Here is an 18,180-nt window from a genome sequence, read left to right as displayed (position 1 = left end):
CGCTCCACTAACTGCAGCCAGAGTCTCAGGGCATACCCGCAATGTCACAAAAATGGCAAAAGTTTCTGGTACTGTCTCGCCCTATCGGTTGAAGGGGCCCGCCAGAGAGGTCCAGCAACCGTGCCGCCCGGGCCGGCCATGCTCGGCCCATCAACCCGTTGCACCAGCGTGACGGGTGCCTGCAGCATCGTAGTGGCGGCAAATTTAAAATCAGGAGACGCCATTCATGCAGCCCAGACCTCTCGAACCCAACGAGCCGGTCGTCCTTGCACTGGTCGACGCCGTCACCGCCTGGCAAGACGCCCTGGAACAGACCCTCTCCGCCTCTGGCCTGACTTACGCCAAATGGCTGTTGCTGCGCGCGATCAAGCGCGGCGACTTCGTACGCGGCGCCCCGTTGCCGGGCGCCATGCCGATCGACGTTCCACAGTCCGAACTGCTGCTGCATGAACTGCGTCGCGACGGCTGGATCGAGCATGCCGAAGCCACCACGCCGTGCATCGCCGACACCGCCGCGAGCCGCCTCGAACGCGTTTCGCAGGCGCTCAGCGCGCTGCACAGCGTGTCGGTGGCACCGTTCAACCCCCAGGAGCGCGTGGCGCTGGGCAGCCTGCTGGAACGGATGAAGCTCCGGCTGAACGACCACACCATGCGCCAGATCCGGGTGGGCGGCGAAGCCGCTCGCCAGGACAGGCTGGCGAGTGCAGGCGGTACCGGCGCTACTGCCGGCGGGATTGCCCCGCAGGGCGGCGCGCCGGCGCCCTGCGCCTCCTGCACGGGACTGCCCCCGGTCGCGCATCGCCCGGCCTCTTGTCCCACCCTCGCCAGCGCGCGCTTCTGAGGCGCGTAGCCAGGCCGGTTGCCGCCCCTTCTGCAGGTGGGCCGGCCGCACTGTCCGGATCGTTCGCTTTCTTCGCGACTTTATCCCGCCAGGTGCGCTGATTTTTCCTAAAGTATGAGCATGCCCCGGCACATGCCCGACCGGGCGGCGAATTGCCGCGCGGGCCGCGCGAGCCGCGTCGTCTATCGATACCGCGAGGAGAGATCATGCCGCAGGAGAACGAAGACAAAGTCGCGCACCTGCTGGACGAACTGCTTGCCTTTGCGCGGGAGCGGCTGCCGGCGGCCACCTTCAGCGCCGCCGAGCCCTTCCTGCGGCACTACTACGACCAGGCTGACCTCGACGACCTGCTGCACTGCGAAGTCGCCGACCTGTATGGCGCCGTGATGGCGCACTGGCAGACCGCGCAGAAGTTCGTCCCCGGCAGCGCGCGCATCCGCATCTACAACCCCACGCTGGAAGAGCATGGCTGGCACTCCGACCATACCGTGGTCGAGATCGTCAACGACGACATGCCCTTCCTGGTCGACTCAGTGACCATGGAGATCAACCGGCAAGGATTGGCGTTGCATTCGGCCATCCACCCGGTGTTCCGCGTCTGGCGCAGCGCCGCCGGCGGGATCGAGCGCATCGCACTGGGCGGCGCCGGCGAGCCCGGCGACAATTCGCGCCTGGAATCCTTCATCCACTTCGAGGTCGACCGCAGCGGCGAGGCCGCGCGGCTGGAAGCGCTGCGCAGCGGCATCGCGCGCGTGCTGGGCGACGTGCGCGCCGCGGTCGAAGACTGGCCGGCGATGTGCGACATCACCCAGGCCACCATCGCCGCACTGGCGCAGGCGCCTGACGCCGCCTCCCCTGACAGCACCGAGGCCCGCGCCTTCCTGGAATGGATGATGGACGACCATTTCACCTTCCTCGGCCAGCGCGACTACCAGTTGGTGGCGCAGGAAGGGCGCTATTTCCTGCGCGGCGTACCGGGCTCGGGCGCGGGCATCCTGCGCGAGAGCCTGCGCGAGCCGGACGCCGATGACCTGACGCCACTGCCCGCCGCGGCCACCGCCATCATCGAAGGCCCCTCGCCGATCTTCGTCACCAAGGCCAACTCGCGCGCCAGCGTGCACCGGCCGGGCTATCTCGACTATATCGGTGTCAAGCTGCTGGATGCACAGGGCCAGCTATTTGGCGAGCGCCGCTTCGTGGGCCTGTACACCTCGACCGCGTACACGGCGCCGATCGCCGAGATCCCGCTGGTGCGGCGCAAGTGCGCCAATATCCTGGCGCGCGCCGGCTTCCTCACCAAGGGTCACCTGTACAAGTCGCTGGTCACGATCCTCGAGCAATATCCGCGCGACGAACTGTTCCAGGCGAGCGAAGACGAACTGTTCAGCATTACCACCGGCATCCTGCGGCTGCAGGAGCACCAGCGCACGCGGCTGTTCGTGCGGCGCGACCGTTTCGACCGCTTTGTCTCGTGCCTGGTGTTCGTGCCGCGCGACAAGTACAACACCGACCTGCGCCAGAAGATCCAGAAGCTGCTGACCGCGGCCTTCCACGGCACCAGTTGCGAATTCACGCCGCTGCTGTCGGAATCGCCGCTGGCACGCATCCAGCTGACCGTGCGCGGCGAGCCGGGCACGATGCCGCATGTCGATACCGCCGAACTGGAACAGCGCATCGTCCATGCCAGCCGCCGCTGGCAGGACGACCTTGCCGAAGCGCTGCACGAGAGCCACGGCGAAGAACAAGGCAACCGGCTGCTGCAGCGCTACGGCGGCTCGTTCCCCGCGGGCTACCGCGAAGACTACCCCGCCCGGACCGCGGTGCGCGACATCGAGCTGATGGAGCACGCGCTGCGCGCCCACCACAGCGCGCGCGGCATGGCCATGAACCTGTACCGGCCGATCGAGGCCGCGCCGGGCGCGTTCCGCTTCAAGGTCTACCGCGCCGGCGAGCCGATCGCGCTGTCGCACAGCCTGCCCATGCTCGAACACCTGGGCGTGCGGGTGGACGAAGAGCGCCCCTACCTGATCGAGCCCGACAGCGGCGCGCCGGTGTGGGTGCATGATTTCGGGCTGGAGATCGCCGACAGCGGCGGCGCGGCGGACTTCGATATCGCGCGCGTCAAGGCGCTGTTCGAAGACGCCTTTGCGCGCGCCTGGCATGGCGAGATCGAGAACGACGACCTCAACCGGCTGGTGCTGCGCGCCGAGATGGCCGCGCGCGACGTCACCATCCTGCGGGCCTATGCACGCTATTTGCGCCAGGTGGGCTCGACCTTCAGCGATGCCTATATCGAACGCGCGCTGACCGGCAATGCGGGCATCGCGGCGATGCTGGTCGCGCTGTTCATCGCGCGCTTCGACACCGTGAGCCAGGTGGCTGCCGATACCGCGCGCCAGGCACGCTGCGACAAGCTGCTGGCCGAGATCGAGGCCGCGCTCGACAAGGTGCCCAACCTCGACGAGGACCGCATCCTGCGGCTCTTCCTGGGCGTGATCCAGGCCACGGTGCGCACCAACTACTTCCACCGCAGCGACGACGGCCAGCCGCGTCCCTACGTGTCGTTCAAGTTCAACCCGGCGCTGGTGCCGGGGCTGCCCGAGCCGCGGCCGATGTTCGAGATCTGGGTCTATTCGCCGCGGGTCGAGGGTGTGCACCTGCGCGGCGGCCGCGTGGCGCGCGGCGGGCTGCGCTGGTCCGACCGCCGCGAAGACTTCCGCACCGAGGTGCTGGGGCTGATGAAGGCGCAGATGGTGAAGAACACGGTGATCGTGCCGGTAGGCTCCAAGGGCGGCTTCGTGGTCAAGCGCCCGCCGCCGCCGACCGACCGCGATGCCTTCCTGCAGGAAGGCATCGCCTGCTACCAGACTTTCCTGCGCGGGCTGCTGGACCTGACCGACAACCTTGTCGGCGGGCAGCTGGTGCCGCCGCCCGACGTGGTGCGGCACGACGACAACGATCCCTACCTGGTGGTGGCGGCCGACAAGGGCACCGCCACGTTCTCCGACTTCGCCAATGCGATATCCGCCGAGTATGGCTTCTGGCTCGACGATGCCTTTGCCTCCGGCGGCTCGGTCGGTTACGACCACAAGAAGATGGGCATCACCGCGCGCGGAGCGTGGGAATCGGTCAAGCGGCATTTCCGCGAGATGGGCGTCGATATCCAGACCACCGACTTCACCGTCGCCGGCGTCGGCGACATGTCGGGCGACGTGTTCGGCAACGGCATGCTGCTGTCGCCGCATATCAAGCTGGTAGCCGCCTTCGACCACCGTCACATCTTCCTTGACCCCGACCCGGATCCCGCGCGCACGCTGGAGGAACGCACGCGGCTGTTCAGTCTGCCGCGCTCGAGCTGGGCCGACTACGACGCCACGCTGATCTCCGCCGGCGGCGGCATCTTCCCGCGCACCGCCAAGACCATCGCGCTGACGCCGCAGGTGCAGGCGGTGCTCGGCGTCACGGCCAGCGCGCTGTCGCCGGCCGAGCTGATCCACGCCATCCTGATGGCGCCGGTCGACCTGCTCTACAACGGCGGCATTGGCACTTACGTCAAGTCGAGCCAGGAAACGCATCTGCAGGCCGGCGACCGTACCAACGACGCGGTGCGCGTCAATGGCAATGAACTGCGCTGCAAGGTGGTCGGCGAAGGCGGCAACCTGGGTTTCACCCAGCTGGGCCGCATCGAGTTCGCGCGCAAGGGCGGCCGCATCAACACCGATGCCATCGACAACTCCGCCGGCGTGGACTGCTCCGACCATGAGGTCAATATCAAGATCCTGCTGGGCCTGGTGATGGCCGACGGCGAGATGACCGAGAAGCAGCGCAACAAGCTGCTCGCAGAGATGACCGACGAGGTCGGCCTGCTGGTGCTGCAGGACAACTACTACCAGACCCAGGCGCTGTCGGTGGCCGGGCGCCACGCCACGGCGCTGCTCGACGGCGAGGCGCGGCTGGTGCGCTGGCTGGAGCGCGCCGGCCGGCTGAACCGGGCGCTGGAATTCCTGCCTTCGGACGAAGAGATCGCCGAGCGCAAGCTGGCGGGCGAAGGGCTCACGTCGCCCGAGCGCGCGGTGCTGCTGGCCTACAGCAAGATGTGGCTGTACGACGCGCTGCTCGATTCCGACGTGCCCGAAGACCCGCTGGTCGGCGGCCTGCTGGCCGATTACTTCCCGGTGCCGCTGCGCCAGCGCCATGGCGATACCATGCATCGCCACCCGCTGCGGCGCGAGATCCTGTCGACGCACCTGACCAACATGCTGGTCAACCGCATCGGCGCTACCTTCGTGCACCGGATCATGGAAGAAACCGACGCGCGCCCCGCCGACATCGTGCGCGCCTGCCTGATTGCGCGCGACGTGTTCGGGCTGACCGCGCTGTGGCAGGAGATCGATGCGCTGGACAACCGCGTGCCCGATGCCGAGCAGGCACGCATGTTCGGCCAGGTGGCGGTGCTGCTGGAGCGGGCCTGCCTGTGGTTTATCCGCTATCTACGCAGCGGCGGCCAGGCCAGCGCCGAGCTGGCGCGCTTTACGCAGGCGGCGCAGTGGCTGGTGCCGCAGTTGCCCCAGCTGCTGCCGCCCGCCGATGCGGCGGCGCTGGCGGAGCATGCCAGGACCTTTTCCGATGCAGGTGTCGACGAGGCGCTCGCCTTGCGCGTTGCCGGCAGCGAGATCTCGGCGGCGGCGCTGGATATCGCCGAAGTGGCCAACGCGTGCGAGCGCAGCCTCGACCTGGTTGCGGGCGTGTATTTCGCGCTGGACAGCCACCTGAGCTTCAGCTGGCTGCGCGAGCGTGCGCTGGCGCTGCCTTCTGACACGCACTGGGACCTGCTGGCGCGCACCACCACGCTCGAAGACCTGGGCCGGCTCAAGCGTGCGCTGACGGTCAGCGTGCTGTCGCAGCAGGGAGAACTGGAATCGCCGGAAGCGATGATCGATGCCTGGCGTGCCAGCCGCCATGGCGCGCTGGAACGCTTTACGCGCATGCTGGCCGACCAGCGCGCATCGGGTGCGGCGGGACTGTCGATGCTGTCGGTCGCGGTGCGCGAGATCGGGATGCTCGAGCGCGGCTAGCGCGCCATGCGTGGCGCGGGCGAGGCGCGCTTATTCGTCCGCGCTGCCTTCGTCGCCGCTGTCGTCATCGCCGTCGAGGTCGGTGTCGAGACCGTCATCGTCCCGGCGGGCGCGCAGCTCCAGCCCGAGCAGCACCAGCAGCTCGAAGGCATCTGACAACAGGTGCTTCTGCCGGGGCAGCAGGCTGGCGTAAGGCATGTCGTAGATCGACTGGTGCGCGGCGCGCTGCCCCTTCAGGCCGCGGTCGCGCGCAATATCCGACAGCAGCGCGGCAAACCCGGACAGGTCCTGCGCCGCCAGCGCCGAATTCAATACCTTGGCGATGACTTCCGGGGAAGCGTTCGCCCAGCCCATGCGTTCAGCATTGGAAGCGGAATCTTGAGGGAAGTCGGCAAAGTCCATTTTGTGTTTAACGGTCTCGCCCAATGGAGCTTAAGTCGGCAGCCATGTGAATTTGACCCCACATGCGTGGGGTTCTGCACAGGCTCGCCGCGCCGATACAGCTAGCGCGCTGCCGGCTTCGCGGCTACCTGCCGATAGACCGTGGTGCCGTCACGCGCGGTGCGGGCTTCGACATAGTTGCGGGCGCCGCATTGCGGGCAGCGGAATACCGGCCCCTGCCCTTCGTTGCGGATCTGCACCTCGTCCGGCTCCCAGCGCGCGCCGCAAGCCTGGTTCCCACAAACAAACATGAACTCTCCTGAAAATTGAAAATTAAGGGCCCAATAGCGGCCCGCTCAACCATTGCGTTGCACCCACTGCCGCGCCCATGAAATCGCCGCGGCGCGGGCATCCTCCGGCGTGGCGTGCGTGGTCGGCGGCGCGCCGCCTTCCAGCACGACGGCGCCGGACTCCCAAATATCGCACAACGCCTTGAAACGTCCCGGCCCCAGCGCGTGGCAGAACACGTGGATGACAAAGCCGCGATACTCGACCACGTCGGTCGCGTCATCGGTCAGCGCGCGATCGGCGGTGGCATTGGATGGCACCACCGGCGCGTCCACACGCGGCTCCGGCCTGCCTCGCGCCGGACTTGCCCGCAGCAACGCCGCGCAGGCACCGCCCAGCGCCGCACCGATGGCCACGCCCAGGCCAAACCAGCAAGCCCTGCTTTTACACTGCGCCATCGGCATTCCCTGTCAGCGGCCTCCTGCCGGTCATCCTGTCACCCGCGCAAGACCGCCGGCAGCGTGCGCGGTATTGCTTTCAGAAGGTTATACCAATCCGGAAGAAGGCCATTGGCGGCGCGCGGTGCGCTGAAATAAGAATTCGGAACGTGACCAGACCGCGGGCGGCGACTATACTGTATATTCATACAGTAATCAGCAGGCGTCCTGCATCTGGCCGCGCTGCCGCATGGTCCTTGCCATAATGCCCCTGTACCAGTCCGATTCCATCCTGCTCGAGGCCTTTTATTTCGGCGACGATGCCGAATCCCTGCGCCTGCCCTGCGGCAGCGTCAGCATTGACGCCGGCGCCATCATCGTCCACGGCATCGAGCCCAACCTGCTGTGGTCGCTGCGCTGGACGCCCGATTTTCTCTCGTTCGAAGCGCACGGCACGCATCACCGCTATCCGGTCAGCCGCCCTGCGCTGGTCGGCCCCGCGCAGGCACGCTTCGCCCTGCTTTAAGCTATCGCTTCCGCCCGCCATGCCCTGCCGACACCGACATGCCAGACCGCAGCCTTGCCGCCAACGAACTGATCCGCACGCTTGAACTAAAGCCGCACCCGGAAGGCGGCTTCTACCGCGAAACCTACCGCAGCGAAAAACGCGTCGTGTGCGCCGACCAGCGTACGCGCGAAGCCAGCACCGCGATCTACTACATGCTGTGCGGCAACGACTTTTCCGCATGGCACCGCATCTGTTCCGACGAGTTGTGGCATTTCCACGCCGGGTCGCCGGTAGACGTGCACAGCATCGCCGACGGCGGCATCGTCACGCAGCGTCTCGGCGATCCGTTGCGCCACGACGGTGCGTCATTCCAGGCGATGGTGCCCGCGGGCCGATGGTTCGCCGCGGAACGCGTGGACCTTGGCGACGGCGTCGACTTTGCGCTGGTCGGTTGCACCGTGGCGCCGGCCTTCCAGTTCAGCGAGTTCGAACTGGCCGATGCAGCCGCGCTTGCGGGCCTGGCAAGCGGGCACGACGCCCTGCTGCGCCGGCTCTCGCGATAGCGCGCGGCAAAAAAACAGCCCACCGCGGCGGGGTGCGGGCGGGCCGTCAGCACTGCGGCGCCAGTCTACGCCGTCACCGCGCGCGCCCATCGGCAAAGAACCCGGGTAGCCCACCGCTTTTTCCTCCGACAGTCCGCACAGAGCGCTATACTGTATATCCATACAGTACTTCTTCTGTGCGCCCTATGTCACCCGAACCCGCCAACTGCCCCGTCTGCGGCGCCGCTGCCGAGCGCCTGCGTGCCGCGCCGCGCAGCTACCGCTACACCTGCCCCAGCTGCGGCATTTTCCAGATCAGCTCACGCGCGCTGACCTGCCGCCCCGGCCTGCCGGCCTCGGCGCGCGAGGATATCCGCCGGCTGCGCGCCTACGGCCACCTGCCGCTGCTGGACCTGACCCGGGACGGCGTCAGCATCAGTCCTGGCAGGCCCTGACCGATGGGCAACAACAAGCGCGCGTCCCGCTGCCACGTGCCGGCAGCGGCACCCGACAGCTACCCCGTCCCCGGGGCCAACGGCATCCTGGGCCGCATCCCCGGCCACTACATTGCCGCCGCGCTGGGTACGCTTGGCCCCGCCACGCGCGACGGTCCCGCCCACCGCGAAGTGCTGCTCGAAGCCGGCCATGCCGGCACCGTGCGGCTGTTTATCGAAAGGAAGCAGGCACGCCATGGCCGGTACACGCATTACTACTGGTCCGCATACCGCGCCGAGCCCGAGTGAGCAAGCGAATCGGAAGGCGGCACCGGCGGGCGCCAGCGGTTTGCGTCGCAAGAAGACGCGATCCGTCCTCCGTCGTAATCAGGACTAAAAACGGGACTAAAAACAGGACTAAAGCAGGAAGGACGCCATCGTCCGGTCATGCCATGGCCGCAGCCAGAACATTCACTACACGCGTAATGCGGAAACGGTTGCGGCGAAGGTCGCGTTCATGAACGCTTGCATTCAACCTTCTCTTCATACTCTCCGTCCTCATCCCATTTACGCTCGATCAGGCACGGACCGTCGCGATACTTTTCCTTGTGCTCATAGCCGCGCGGACCGCCCTTGCACTTGCGCTCTTCCTTGTATTCGCCATCCCGCTTGACCTCGCGCTCGATCTTGCAGGGGCCGCTGCGGAATTTCTCCTTGTACTCGCCGCCGGCATGGGAAACCGGTGAGCCAATCAGGCAGGAGAAGATGACGATAGGGGTAAGGTGTATGCGTGCCATGGGAACGACCTGCGCAGGGGATGACCGAGCATAACAACAGCCGCTGCCAGCGGCTGTATCAAAGCGTTACGCCTCGTCACATCCGTGCGCCCCGATGCGGACGCATGGCAATGCGATGCAAGCCATGGCAAACGAAATCGGATCATTGCAGGCGATGACTCGCAAAGAAAAAACCCGCTTGGCTTTCACCAAGCGGGTTTCTTGTTCTGGTCGGGGCGAGAGGATTTGAACCTCCGACCACCTGCACCCCATGCAGGTACGCTACCAGGCTGCGCTACGCCCCGAAAGAAGAAGATTATATCAGAAGCATTTCCCGTATGACTAGCTCCGGAAGCACAAATTATCCGGGCTTCGCGATCTCGCGCAGCTGCGCGAGCAGGTGCTGCACCTCGACCAGTTCGTTGCGCAGACCGGCTACGTCGATCGACAAGGCTGCCGGGCTTTCCTCGCGGCGTTCGTCAGCGGGTTCCGCCGCGGCGGCAGTGTGATGACGGCCTTCGTCGAGCCGGTTGCGCGCGCCGTTGATGGTGAAGCCTTGCTCGTACAGCAGCTCGCGGATGCGCCGGATCAGCAGCACCTCATGGTGCTGGTAGTAGCGGCGGTTGCCGCGGCGCTTGACCGGCTTGAGCTGCGTGAACTCCTGCTCCCAGTAGCGCAGGACATGCGGCTTGACGGCGCAAAGCTCGCTCACCTCACCGATGGTGAAGTAGCGCTTGGCCGGGATCGGCGGCAACGCGATGCGTTCGCTGGATTTGTCCGACATGCAGTGTGTAGACGAGCGTCAGGCCATGCCGGCCATGAGGTTGGCGCGCAGGGTTTTGCGCGCCCAGAAGGATACCGATGCAGGCCTGCGGAGGCAATCCGCCTTTCGGGTGATGCGTGACGTGGCGAAGCGTCAGCCGGCGATGTCCGCGCGCTCTTCCACCAGGCCCTTGAGCTTCTGGCTGGCGTGGAACGTCACGACCCGGCGCGCGGTGATCGGAATCACTTCACCGGTCTTGGGATTGCGGCCGGGACGCTGCGGCTTGTCACGCAACTGGAAATTGCCGAAGCCGGACAGCTTGACGCTGTCGCCCTGCTCCAGCGCTTCGCGGATGACGTCGAAGAAAGCTTCGACCATGTCCTTCGATTCGCGCTTGTTCAGGCCGACCTGGTCGAACAGCATCTCGGCAAGTTCGGCCTTGGTCAGCGTGGGAACTTCGGGCGCGCGGGTATCCGGCGTCGCGTCGTCAAGGGTGGAAGCCTGCCGGTCGCTCATGTCACCCAGTGCTGCAGCGGTCATGGAATTCGCGTCTCGATCATTCATGTCGATCGCTCTAGTGTCTGTCTGGCGATCCGCCCGGGGCAAGGCCCGGGCGCCCTTGTTTATCGTAAGCCGTCGCTAGTAGCGTCAGTCTAGCCACGCAGCCGGGCCTGGAAGGCCTCTGTCAGCGCGTCGACCATGGAGCGCACTGCGCTGTCGACGGTTTCGTCCTGGAGGGTCGACCCAGTATCTTGCAAGGTCACCCGGAACGCAAGGCTTTTCTCGTCCGCGCCGATGGCGGCCGAAGCGGCCTTGGGACGGAACTCGTCGAACAGCGCGAGGCTCTGGCAGAAGCGGCCATAGCCCTGCTTTTCCAGCGCCGCGCGCATGGTGTCGAGCATGTCCTGCACGCGTACCGATTGCTTCACCACCACGGCCAGGTCGCGCACGGCGGCCGGGAACTTGGAGATTTCGGTGTACGTGGGCAGGCCGGTCTCGCGCAGTGCGTCGAGCTCCAGTTCGAACAGCACCGGCGCGTGCTGCAGCTCGTATTCCTGCAACCAGCGCGGATGCAGTTCACCGACCACGCCAACCGGCTTGCCATCGACCAGCACGCGCGCGGCGCGGCCGGGATGCAGCGCCGGGTGCGACACCGGCTCGAAGCGCGGCACGCGCGGATGGAACAGTGCCTCGACATCGCCCTTGACGTCGAAGAAGTCGACGTTGCGCGTGGCGATGCCCCACTGCTCTTCAAACGCCGGGCCGTAGGCGATGCCCGCGGCCATCATCGGCTGGTGGTAGCCGGCCACCGTCAGGCCGCCGTCCTGCACGTTCTCGTCGCGATGGAACACACGGCCCACCTCGAACATGCGCACGCGCGCGGCCTTGCGGTTCAGGTTGTAGCGCACCTTGTCGACCAGGCCGCCGACCAGCGACGAACGCATCACGGCCAGCTGGCTGGCGATCGGGTTGAGCAGGCGGATCGGCTTGTCGTTGGCGGCGAAGTCGCGTTCCCATTTCTCTTCGACGAAGGCGAAGTTGATGACTTCCTGGTAGTCGCGCGCAGCCAGCGCGTGGCGCACCACATGCGTCGAGCGGCGGGCTTCGTTGGTCGGGCGCATTTCGCTTTCGGCGATCGGCGGACGCGCCGGGATGCGCTCGAAGCCGTAGATACGCGCGACTTCCTCGATCAGGTCCTCCTCGATCTCGATGTCGAAGCGGTAGCTCGGCGGCGTGACCTCGAACACGTCGCCTTCGGCGCCTTGCACGCGCGTGAACGGCAGCTGCAGGCGCTGGAACACGTCGGCGATGGCGGCCGGCGACAGCTCGATGCCGAGCACGCGCTCGGCGCGCGCCACGCGCAGGCTGACCGGCTTGCGCACGGGCAGGTTGACCACGTGGTCGTCCACCGGGCCGGCCTGGCCGCCGCAGATCTCGAGGATCAGCGCGGTGATGCGCTCGATATGCTCGACCGTGGTGGCGTAGTCCACGCCGCGCTCGAAGCGATGGCCGGCGTCGGTCGAGAAGTTGTAGCGGCGGCTGCGGCCCTGGATCGCGGCCGGCCACCAGAATGCGGCTTCGAGGTAGATGTCGGTGGTGTCCAGCGTGACGGCGGTGCTGTCGCCGCCCATGATGCCGGCCAGGCTCTCGATCTCCTTCTCGTCGGCGATCACGCCGACCTGTTCGTCGACCTCGATGGTGTTGCCGTTCAGCAGCTTGATCTGCTCGCCCTTGCGGCCCCAGCGCACGTCCAGGCCACCGTGGATCTTGTGCAGGTCGAACACGTGCGACGGACGGCCCAGCTCCAGCATCACGTAGTTCGAGATATCGACCAGCGCGGACACGCTGCGCTGGCCCGAGCGCTCCAGGCGCTGCACCATCCACAGCGGCGTGACGGCACGCGCATTGACGCCGCGGATGACGCGGCCGGAGAAACGGCCGCACAGGTCGGGCGCCGACACCTTTACCGGCAGCTTGTCCTGGATCGTCACCGGCACCGGCTTCATGTCGGGCAGGTTCAGCGCGGCACCGGTCAGCGCCGACACTTCGCGCGCGACGCCGTGGATCGACAGGCAGTCCGCCTTGTTGGGCGTCAGCTTGATGACGAAGACCTGGTCATCCAGGTCCAGGTACTCGCGGATGTTCTGGCCGACCGGCGCGTCTTCCGGCAGCACCAGCAGGCCGCCGTGCTCCTCGGACAGCTTCAGTTCGCGCGCCGAGCACAGCATGCCGTAGCTCTCCACGCCACGCAGCTTGCCGACCTTGATCTCGAACGGCTGGCCGCCGTCCTCTGCCGGCGGCAGCACCGCGCCGACCAGTGCGCACGGCACCTTGATGCCGGGCTTGACGTTGGGCGCACCGCAGACGATCTGCAGGGTCTCGCCGGTGCCGGCATCGATCTGGCACACGTTGAGGCGGTCGGCATTGGGATGGCGCTCGGTCGACAGCACGTGCGCGACCACCACCTTGTCGAACGGCGGCGCGACCGGGCCCACCTCTTCCACTTCCAGCCCGGCCATAGTCAGGCTGTGCGACAGCGCGTCGGTGGAGATCTTTTCAGGGTTGGCGAAGGTGCGAAGCCAGGATTCCGAGAATTGCATGGCGCTTCTGATCCGGTAAGTATTCTGTGTAGTCGGTGACGAGTGATGCGGCGGCTGAATCAGTCCCGCGTCAAGCGAACTGGCGCAGGAAGCGCACGTCGCCCTCGAAGAACAGGCGCAGGTCGTTGATGCCGTAGCGCAGCATGGTCAGGCGCTCGAGGCCGGAGCCGAACGCGAAACCGATATAGCGCTCGGGATCGAGGCCCATGTTGCGCAGCACGTTCGGGTGCACCTGGCCCGAACCGGATATTTCCAGCCATTTCCCATTGCCAAAGGCCATGTCGATTTCCGCCGACGGCTCGGTGAACGGGAAGTACGACGGGCGGAAGCGCACCTGGATGTCATCGCGCTCGAAGAACTTGCGCAGGAAATCGGTGTACACGCCCTTCAGGTCGGCAAAGCTGACGTCCTCGCCGATCCACAGGCCTTCGACCTGGTTGAACATCGGCGAGTGCGTGGCATCGCTGTCGACGCGGTAGGTACGGCCCGGGCAGATCACCTTGATCGGCGGCATCGCCTTGCCCGCGTACTTCTCCACGTGCATCTTGGCGTAGCGCACCTGCATCGGGCTGGTGTGCGTGCGCAGCAGCAGGAGCTTGTCGTCGCTGTCGCGGCCATCGACGTAGAAGGTGTCCTGCATCGAACGCGCCGGATGGTTGTCCGGGTTGTTCAGCGCGGTGAAGTTCATCCAGTCGGTTTCGATCTCGGGGCCGTCGGCCACGTCGAAGCCGATCGAGCCGAAGATCTGCTCGACACGCTCCCACGTGCGCATCACCGGATGCAGGCTGCCGCGGGCGACCGCGCGGCCCGGCAGCGTGACGTCGATGGCTTCGGCGGCCAGGCGCGCGTTCATCAGCGCGTCGGCCAGCGCCTGGCGTCGCGCCTGCAGCGCGGCTTCCACCTGCTGCTTGACCTGGTTGATGCGCGCGCCCTCGCTCTTGCGGGTCTCCGGGTCGAGCTTGCCGAGGCCCTTGAGCAGTTCGGTCAGCGCGCCGGTCTTGCCCAGGAAGCGGGCCTTTTCGTTTTCCAGCGTGGCGTTGTCATTGGCGGCGGCGAAAGCGGCCTGGGCGTCAGCGACGATTTGGTCCAGATCCTGAGACATGGCGGCGGTCGTGGAGTGTTCTGACGTCGGCGGAACAATGTCAAAAAACAAAGCCGGCGCGACGTGGGTTGGCACTGCGTGCGGTATGCGTTTCCGGATGCCGTCTCGATAACAAACGCAAGACGGCATCCGGAACTGCAAATAAAAACGGGGCTCGGTGAGGAGCCCCGTTTCAGCGGACCTTGCGGTCGGCGGTCGACCTTGCGGTCGGTGCTTGCCCGGCGGCGCTTACGCGCCGCCGCAGCCGGCATCAGGCAACGGTGGCTTTCACCTGGTTGACGATGGCGGCAAAGGCAGGCTTGTCGTGAATAGCCATGTCCGACAGCACCTTGCGGTCCAGTTCAATCGAGGCCTTCTTCAGACCGTTCATGAACACGCTGTAGGTCATGCCATGCTCACGCGTCGCGGCATTGATACGCGCAATCCACAGGGCGCGGAACACGCGCTTCTTGTTGCGGCGATCGCGGTACGCGTACTGGCCAGCACGCATGACCGCCTGCTTGGCGATGCGATAGACATTATTGCGACGGCCGCGGTAACCCTTGGCAGCGTCGATGACTTTCTTGTGACGGGCCCGTGCAGTGACCCCACGCTTTACTCGAGGCATGTAATTCTCCTTTCGTTATCGTCAGGGGTTATGCGTAAGGCATCATCGCGCGCACCGACTTCAGGTTCGTCTCATGGACGTCCTGAGTACCGCGCAGTTGACGCTTGTTCTTGGTGGTCTTCTTGGTCAGGATGTGACGCTTGAAGGCCTGGCCACGCTTGAACGAACCGTTCGGACGGGCAGTAAAGCGCTTGGAAGCGCTTTTCTTCGTCTTCATCTTCGGCATGAAAAACTCCAGCTCATATGACATGCATGCAGGTGGCCGGCTCACGCCGACGCTTGCAAGACCCGCATCCACTTGTTGTTGCACGACGCCCTTGCGGGCGCGCGCGACTTCCGCACGAAGCAACGCCGGAATGCGCTGGCATTCCGGCCGCTGCACCGCGCAAGAATTACTTCTTCTTCTTGGGGGCGAGCACCATCACCATCTGGCGCCCTTCCATCTTCGGCATCTGCTCGACCTGGCCGATCTCTTCCAGATCCGCCTTCAGGCGTTCGAGCATGCGCGCGCCGATTTCCTGGTGGGCCATCTCGCGACCACGGAACCGCAGCGTGATCTTGGTCTTGTCGCCATCTTCCAGGAAGCGCTTCAGGTTGCGCAGCTTGACGTTGTAGTCGCCATCATCCGTACCCGGCCGGAACTTGACTTCCTTGACCTGGATGATTTTCTGCTTCAGCTTGGCCTCGTGGGCGCGCTTGGCTTCCTCGTACTTGAACTTCCCGTAATCCATGATCCGGGCGACGGGCGGAGTCGCGTTGGGGGCGATCTCCACCAGGTCCAAGTCCTTGTCCTCAGCCAGCCGCAGAGCGTCCATGAACTTGACGATGCCGAGCTGCTCGTTATCAACCCCTACCAGGCGCAATTCAGGCGCGCTGATTTCCCGGTTGATGCGATGACCTTTGTCCGTAGCGATGTTGCGTTACCTCAAGAAGACAAAAAAACAAGCCGTGCTCACCACCCTCAGGCTTTGCTGGCGACGTCGTGTTGCAGACGCTCAACAAACGCGGAGACGGGCATCACACCCAGATCCACGTTGCCACGGGCACGCACGGCCACTTGATTGGCATCCCGCTCCTTGTCGCCCACCACTAGCAGGTAGGGAACCTTCTGAAGGGAATGCTCGCGGATTTTATACGTAATTTTCTCGTTGCGCAAATCGGCCTTGGCCCTAAACCCTTGTTTTTGCAGCAATTGCACGACGTTTTCGGCGTATTCTGCCTGCGAATCCGCAATATTCATGACCACGACCTGGTCCGGGGCCAGCCAGGCGGGCAGCGCGCCGGCATGGTTTTCCAGCAGGATGCCCAGGAAGCGCTCGAAGGAGCCCAGGATCGCACGATGCAGCATGACCGGGCGCTTGCGCGAGTTGTCCTCGGAGACGTACTCGGCACCCAGGCGCTCCGGCAGCACCAGGTCGAGCTGCAACGTGCCGCATTGCCACGAGCGGCCGATTGCGTCCTTGATGTGGTACTCGACCTTCGGGCCATAGAATGCGCCCTCGCCCGGCAGCTCCTCCCATTCCACGCCGCAGGCGCGCAGCGCCAGGCGCAGGCCTTCCTCGGCGTGGTCCCAGACCTCGTCCGAGCCGGCGCGCTGGTCGGGGCGCAGCGACAGCTTCACCGAAACGTTCTTGAAGCCGAAGTCGTCGTAGACCGAGAACGCCAGTTCATTGAAGGCCTTCGCTTCCGCGACGATCTGCTCTTCCGTGCAGAAGATGTGGGCATCGTCCTGCACAAAGCCGCGCACGCGCATCAGGCCATGCAGCGCGCCCGAAGGCTCGTTGCGATGGCAGGCGCCGAACTCGGCCAGGCGCAGCGGCAGGTCGCGGTACGAACGCAGGCCGTGATTGAAGATCTGCACGTGGCCCGGGCAGTTCATCGGCTTGATCGCGTAGTCGTGTTTTTCCGACTCCGTGACAAACATGTTCTCTTTGTAGTTCTGCCAGTGGCCGGACTTTTCCCAGAGCGAACGGTCCATCACCTGCGGCGTGCGCACTTCGTCATAGCCGGCGTCGCCCAGGCGGCCGCGCATGTATTGCTCGACGGCCTGCCACACCTGCCAGCCCTTCGGGTGCCAGAACACCATGCCGGGCGCCTCTTCCTGCAGGTGGAACAGGTCGAGCGTCTTGCCCAGCTTGCGGTGGTCGCGCTTCTCGGCCTCTTCCAGCATGTGCAGGTAGGCTTCCTGGTCTTCCTTCCTGGCCCAGGCCGTACCGTAGACACGCTGCAGCATCTCGTTGCTGGAGTCGCCGCGCCAGTAGGCGCCGGCCACCTTCATCAGCTTGAAGACCTTGAGCTTGCCCGTCGACGGCACGTGCGGGCCGCGGCACAGGTCGACGAAATTGCCTTCGCGGTACAGGCCGATTTCCTGGTCCGCCGGGATCGAGGCGATGATCTCTGCCTTGTACTTCTCGCCCATCGACTCGAACAGCGCCACTGCCTCATCGCGGTTCCACACCTCGCGCGTGACCTTCTCGTCCTTGCGGGAGAGTTCCGTCATCTTCTTCTCGATGGCCGCGAGGTCTTCCGGCGTGAAGGGACGCTTGTAGGCGAAGTCGTAGTAGAAGCCGTTCTCGATCACCGGCCCGATCGTAACCTGCGCTTCCGGATACAGTTCCTTGACGGCATAGGCCAGCAAGTGCGCCGTGGAGTGGCGGATGACGTCGACGCCGTCGGCGTCCTTGTCCGTGACGATGGCCAGCTGGGCGTCGTCTTCGATCTTGTAGCTCGTGTCGACCAGCTTGCCGTCCACCTTGCCGGCCAGCGCGGCCTTGGCCAGGCCGGAGCCGATGCTCTGCGCCACTTCGGCAACCGTCACCGGGCCCGGAAACTCGCGGCGGGACCCATCCGGCAGCGTGATTGCGATCATTTGGACTCTCCAGGATTCCGCCGGCGGCGCGCTGCGCATGGGCCGGGCGGATCAAACTGCATCTTGCGGGCACCGGTCCGCGGCTGCGCGACCCGGCGATTGTTCGATTGCTTTTTGCCGCACACATCGCTCCGCCGAAGCGCGCGAGAGCGGCAGCTTATCAGGCTGCTGGCAGGCGACAGGCGAAAAAAAACGCGGCCAAGGCCGCGTTTCTCTTTATCAAACCCGTTTCAACCGGGTCGGAAGGCGCACCTCGACTACTGTCGCTTGCCAGCGGTAGTAGTTCGCGGTGTCATGAACATGATGCCTTTCCGTTCCATTTCAGGTTGAATCGGACTTGCCGCACTTCGTTGTTACTGCAATTCGTTGGTAGGCTCGATTGGACTCGAACCAACGACCCCCACCATGTCAAGGTGGTGCTCTAACCAGCTGAGCTACGAGCCTAGCGAAGACGCA

General features: G+C 65.4%; 18 protein-coding genes and 2 tRNA genes. 6 read left to right on the top strand and 14 right to left on the bottom strand.

What is annotated here, in order from left to right; genetic code table 11:
- Nucleotides 1-226: 226 nt before the first annotated feature.
- Both E0W60_RS16760 and E0W60_RS16755 read left to right on the top strand, forming a co-directional pair.
- Nucleotides 227-841, top strand: coding sequence for a MarR family transcriptional regulator (locus tag E0W60_RS16760; RefSeq protein WP_135704994.1), 615 nt, complete (start codon nt 227-229; stop codon nt 839-841).
- 206 nt (nt 842-1,047) lie between these two features.
- Nucleotides 1,048-5,916 (top strand): NAD-glutamate dehydrogenase, encoded by a 4,869-nt coding sequence (locus tag E0W60_RS16755; protein WP_135704993.1) that lies wholly within the window; start codon nt 1,048-1,050, stop codon nt 5,914-5,916.
- A 30-nt stretch (nt 5,917-5,946) separates the two neighbouring features.
- Here the strand turns inward: E0W60_RS16755 and E0W60_RS16750 are convergent, their stop codons facing one another.
- From E0W60_RS16750 to E0W60_RS16740, 3 genes are all read right to left on the bottom strand, one after another.
- Nucleotides 5,947-6,318 (bottom strand): hypothetical protein, encoded by a 372-nt coding sequence (locus E0W60_RS16750; protein WP_133097436.1) that lies wholly within the window; start codon nt 6,316-6,318, stop codon nt 5,947-5,949.
- A gap of 101 nt (nt 6,319-6,419) precedes the next feature.
- Nucleotides 6,420-6,608 (bottom strand): hypothetical protein, encoded by a 189-nt coding sequence (locus tag E0W60_RS16745; protein WP_133097437.1) that lies wholly within the window; start codon nt 6,606-6,608, stop codon nt 6,420-6,422.
- 45 nt (nt 6,609-6,653) lie between these two features.
- Nucleotides 6,654-7,043 carry a hypothetical protein gene (locus E0W60_RS16740; RefSeq protein ID WP_133097438.1) on the bottom strand — a complete coding sequence of 130 codons (390 nt, stop codon included), beginning with the start codon at nt 7,041-7,043 and terminating at the stop codon, nt 6,654-6,656.
- Nucleotides 7,044-7,272: 229 nt separating this feature from the next.
- Here E0W60_RS16740 and E0W60_RS16735 point away from each other — a divergent pair, with 229 nt between their 5' ends.
- From E0W60_RS16735 to E0W60_RS16720, 4 genes are all read left to right on the top strand, one after another.
- Entirely contained in the window at nt 7,273-7,548 is a 276-nt protein-coding gene (locus E0W60_RS16735) for a hypothetical protein (protein ID WP_240745948.1), read from the top strand.
- Nucleotides 7,549-7,586: 38 nt separating this feature from the next.
- On the top strand, nt 7,587-8,093 hold the full coding sequence (locus tag E0W60_RS16730; RefSeq protein ID WP_135704992.1) for a cupin domain-containing protein: 507 nt from the start codon (nt 7,587-7,589) through the stop codon (nt 8,091-8,093).
- Between the two features lie 185 nt (nt 8,094-8,278).
- Nucleotides 8,279-8,527, top strand: coding sequence for a hypothetical protein (locus E0W60_RS16725; RefSeq protein WP_133097440.1), 249 nt, complete (start codon nt 8,279-8,281; stop codon nt 8,525-8,527).
- Between the two features lie 3 nt (nt 8,528-8,530).
- The gene (locus tag E0W60_RS16720) at nt 8,531-8,815 is read left to right on the top strand and encodes a hypothetical protein (RefSeq protein WP_133097441.1); all 285 of its coding nucleotides are present in this window, start codon (nt 8,531-8,533) and stop codon (nt 8,813-8,815) included.
- Nucleotides 8,816-9,021: 206 nt separating this feature from the next.
- On the opposite strand, the gene E0W60_RS16715 is transcribed toward E0W60_RS16720, so the two are convergent.
- From E0W60_RS16715 to E0W60_RS16665, 11 genes are all read right to left on the bottom strand, one after another.
- Nucleotides 9,022-9,303, bottom strand: coding sequence for a hypothetical protein (locus E0W60_RS16715; RefSeq protein ID WP_240745947.1), 282 nt, complete (start codon nt 9,301-9,303; stop codon nt 9,022-9,024).
- Nucleotides 9,304-9,510: 207 nt separating this feature from the next.
- Nucleotides 9,511-9,587, bottom strand: a tRNA-Pro gene (locus E0W60_RS16710).
- Nucleotides 9,588-9,643: 56 nt separating this feature from the next.
- A complete protein-coding gene (locus E0W60_RS16705; RefSeq protein ID WP_133097442.1) occupies nt 9,644-10,066 on the bottom strand; it encodes a MerR family transcriptional regulator in 423 nt (140 codons plus the stop codon).
- A 132-nt stretch (nt 10,067-10,198) separates the two neighbouring features.
- Entirely contained in the window at nt 10,199-10,609 is a 411-nt protein-coding gene (locus E0W60_RS16700) for an integration host factor subunit alpha (protein WP_063238522.1), read from the bottom strand.
- A gap of 89 nt (nt 10,610-10,698) precedes the next feature.
- The gene (pheT, locus tag E0W60_RS16695; RefSeq protein WP_135704991.1) at nt 10,699-13,146 is read right to left on the bottom strand and encodes a phenylalanine--tRNA ligase subunit beta; all 2,448 of its coding nucleotides are present in this window, start codon (nt 13,144-13,146) and stop codon (nt 10,699-10,701) included.
- Between the two features lie 70 nt (nt 13,147-13,216).
- On the bottom strand, nt 13,217-14,248 hold the full coding sequence (pheS, locus tag E0W60_RS16690) for a phenylalanine--tRNA ligase subunit alpha (protein WP_029047729.1): 1,032 nt from the start codon (nt 14,246-14,248) through the stop codon (nt 13,217-13,219).
- 250 nt (nt 14,249-14,498) lie between these two features.
- Nucleotides 14,499-14,855, bottom strand: coding sequence for a 50S ribosomal protein L20 (rplT, locus tag E0W60_RS16685; protein ID WP_008650487.1), 357 nt, complete (start codon nt 14,853-14,855; stop codon nt 14,499-14,501).
- A gap of 28 nt (nt 14,856-14,883) precedes the next feature.
- The gene (gene rpmI / locus E0W60_RS16680; RefSeq protein ID WP_006575466.1) at nt 14,884-15,081 is read right to left on the bottom strand and encodes a 50S ribosomal protein L35; all 198 of its coding nucleotides are present in this window, start codon (nt 15,079-15,081) and stop codon (nt 14,884-14,886) included.
- Nucleotides 15,082-15,247: 166 nt separating this feature from the next.
- Nucleotides 15,248-15,769: a translation initiation factor IF-3 gene (infC, locus tag E0W60_RS16675; RefSeq protein ID WP_081479471.1), complete on the bottom strand. Its 522-nt coding sequence runs from the start codon at nt 15,767-15,769 to the stop codon at nt 15,248-15,250.
- Between the two features lie 47 nt (nt 15,770-15,816).
- The gene (thrS, locus tag E0W60_RS16670) at nt 15,817-17,724 is read right to left on the bottom strand and encodes a threonine--tRNA ligase (protein WP_135704990.1); all 1,908 of its coding nucleotides are present in this window, start codon (nt 17,722-17,724) and stop codon (nt 15,817-15,819) included.
- Between the two features lie 367 nt (nt 17,725-18,091).
- Nucleotides 18,092-18,168, bottom strand: a tRNA-Val gene (locus E0W60_RS16665).
- Between the last annotated feature and the right edge of the window lie 12 nt (nt 18,169-18,180).

It is taken from the genome of Cupriavidus oxalaticus, from assembly GCF_004768545.1.
Classification (GTDB): Bacteria; Pseudomonadota; Gammaproteobacteria; order Burkholderiales; family Burkholderiaceae; genus Cupriavidus; species Cupriavidus oxalaticus_A.
The sequence above is the reverse complement of the archived record's forward strand: the minus strand, read 5'-3'. Positions and strand labels throughout refer to the sequence as shown.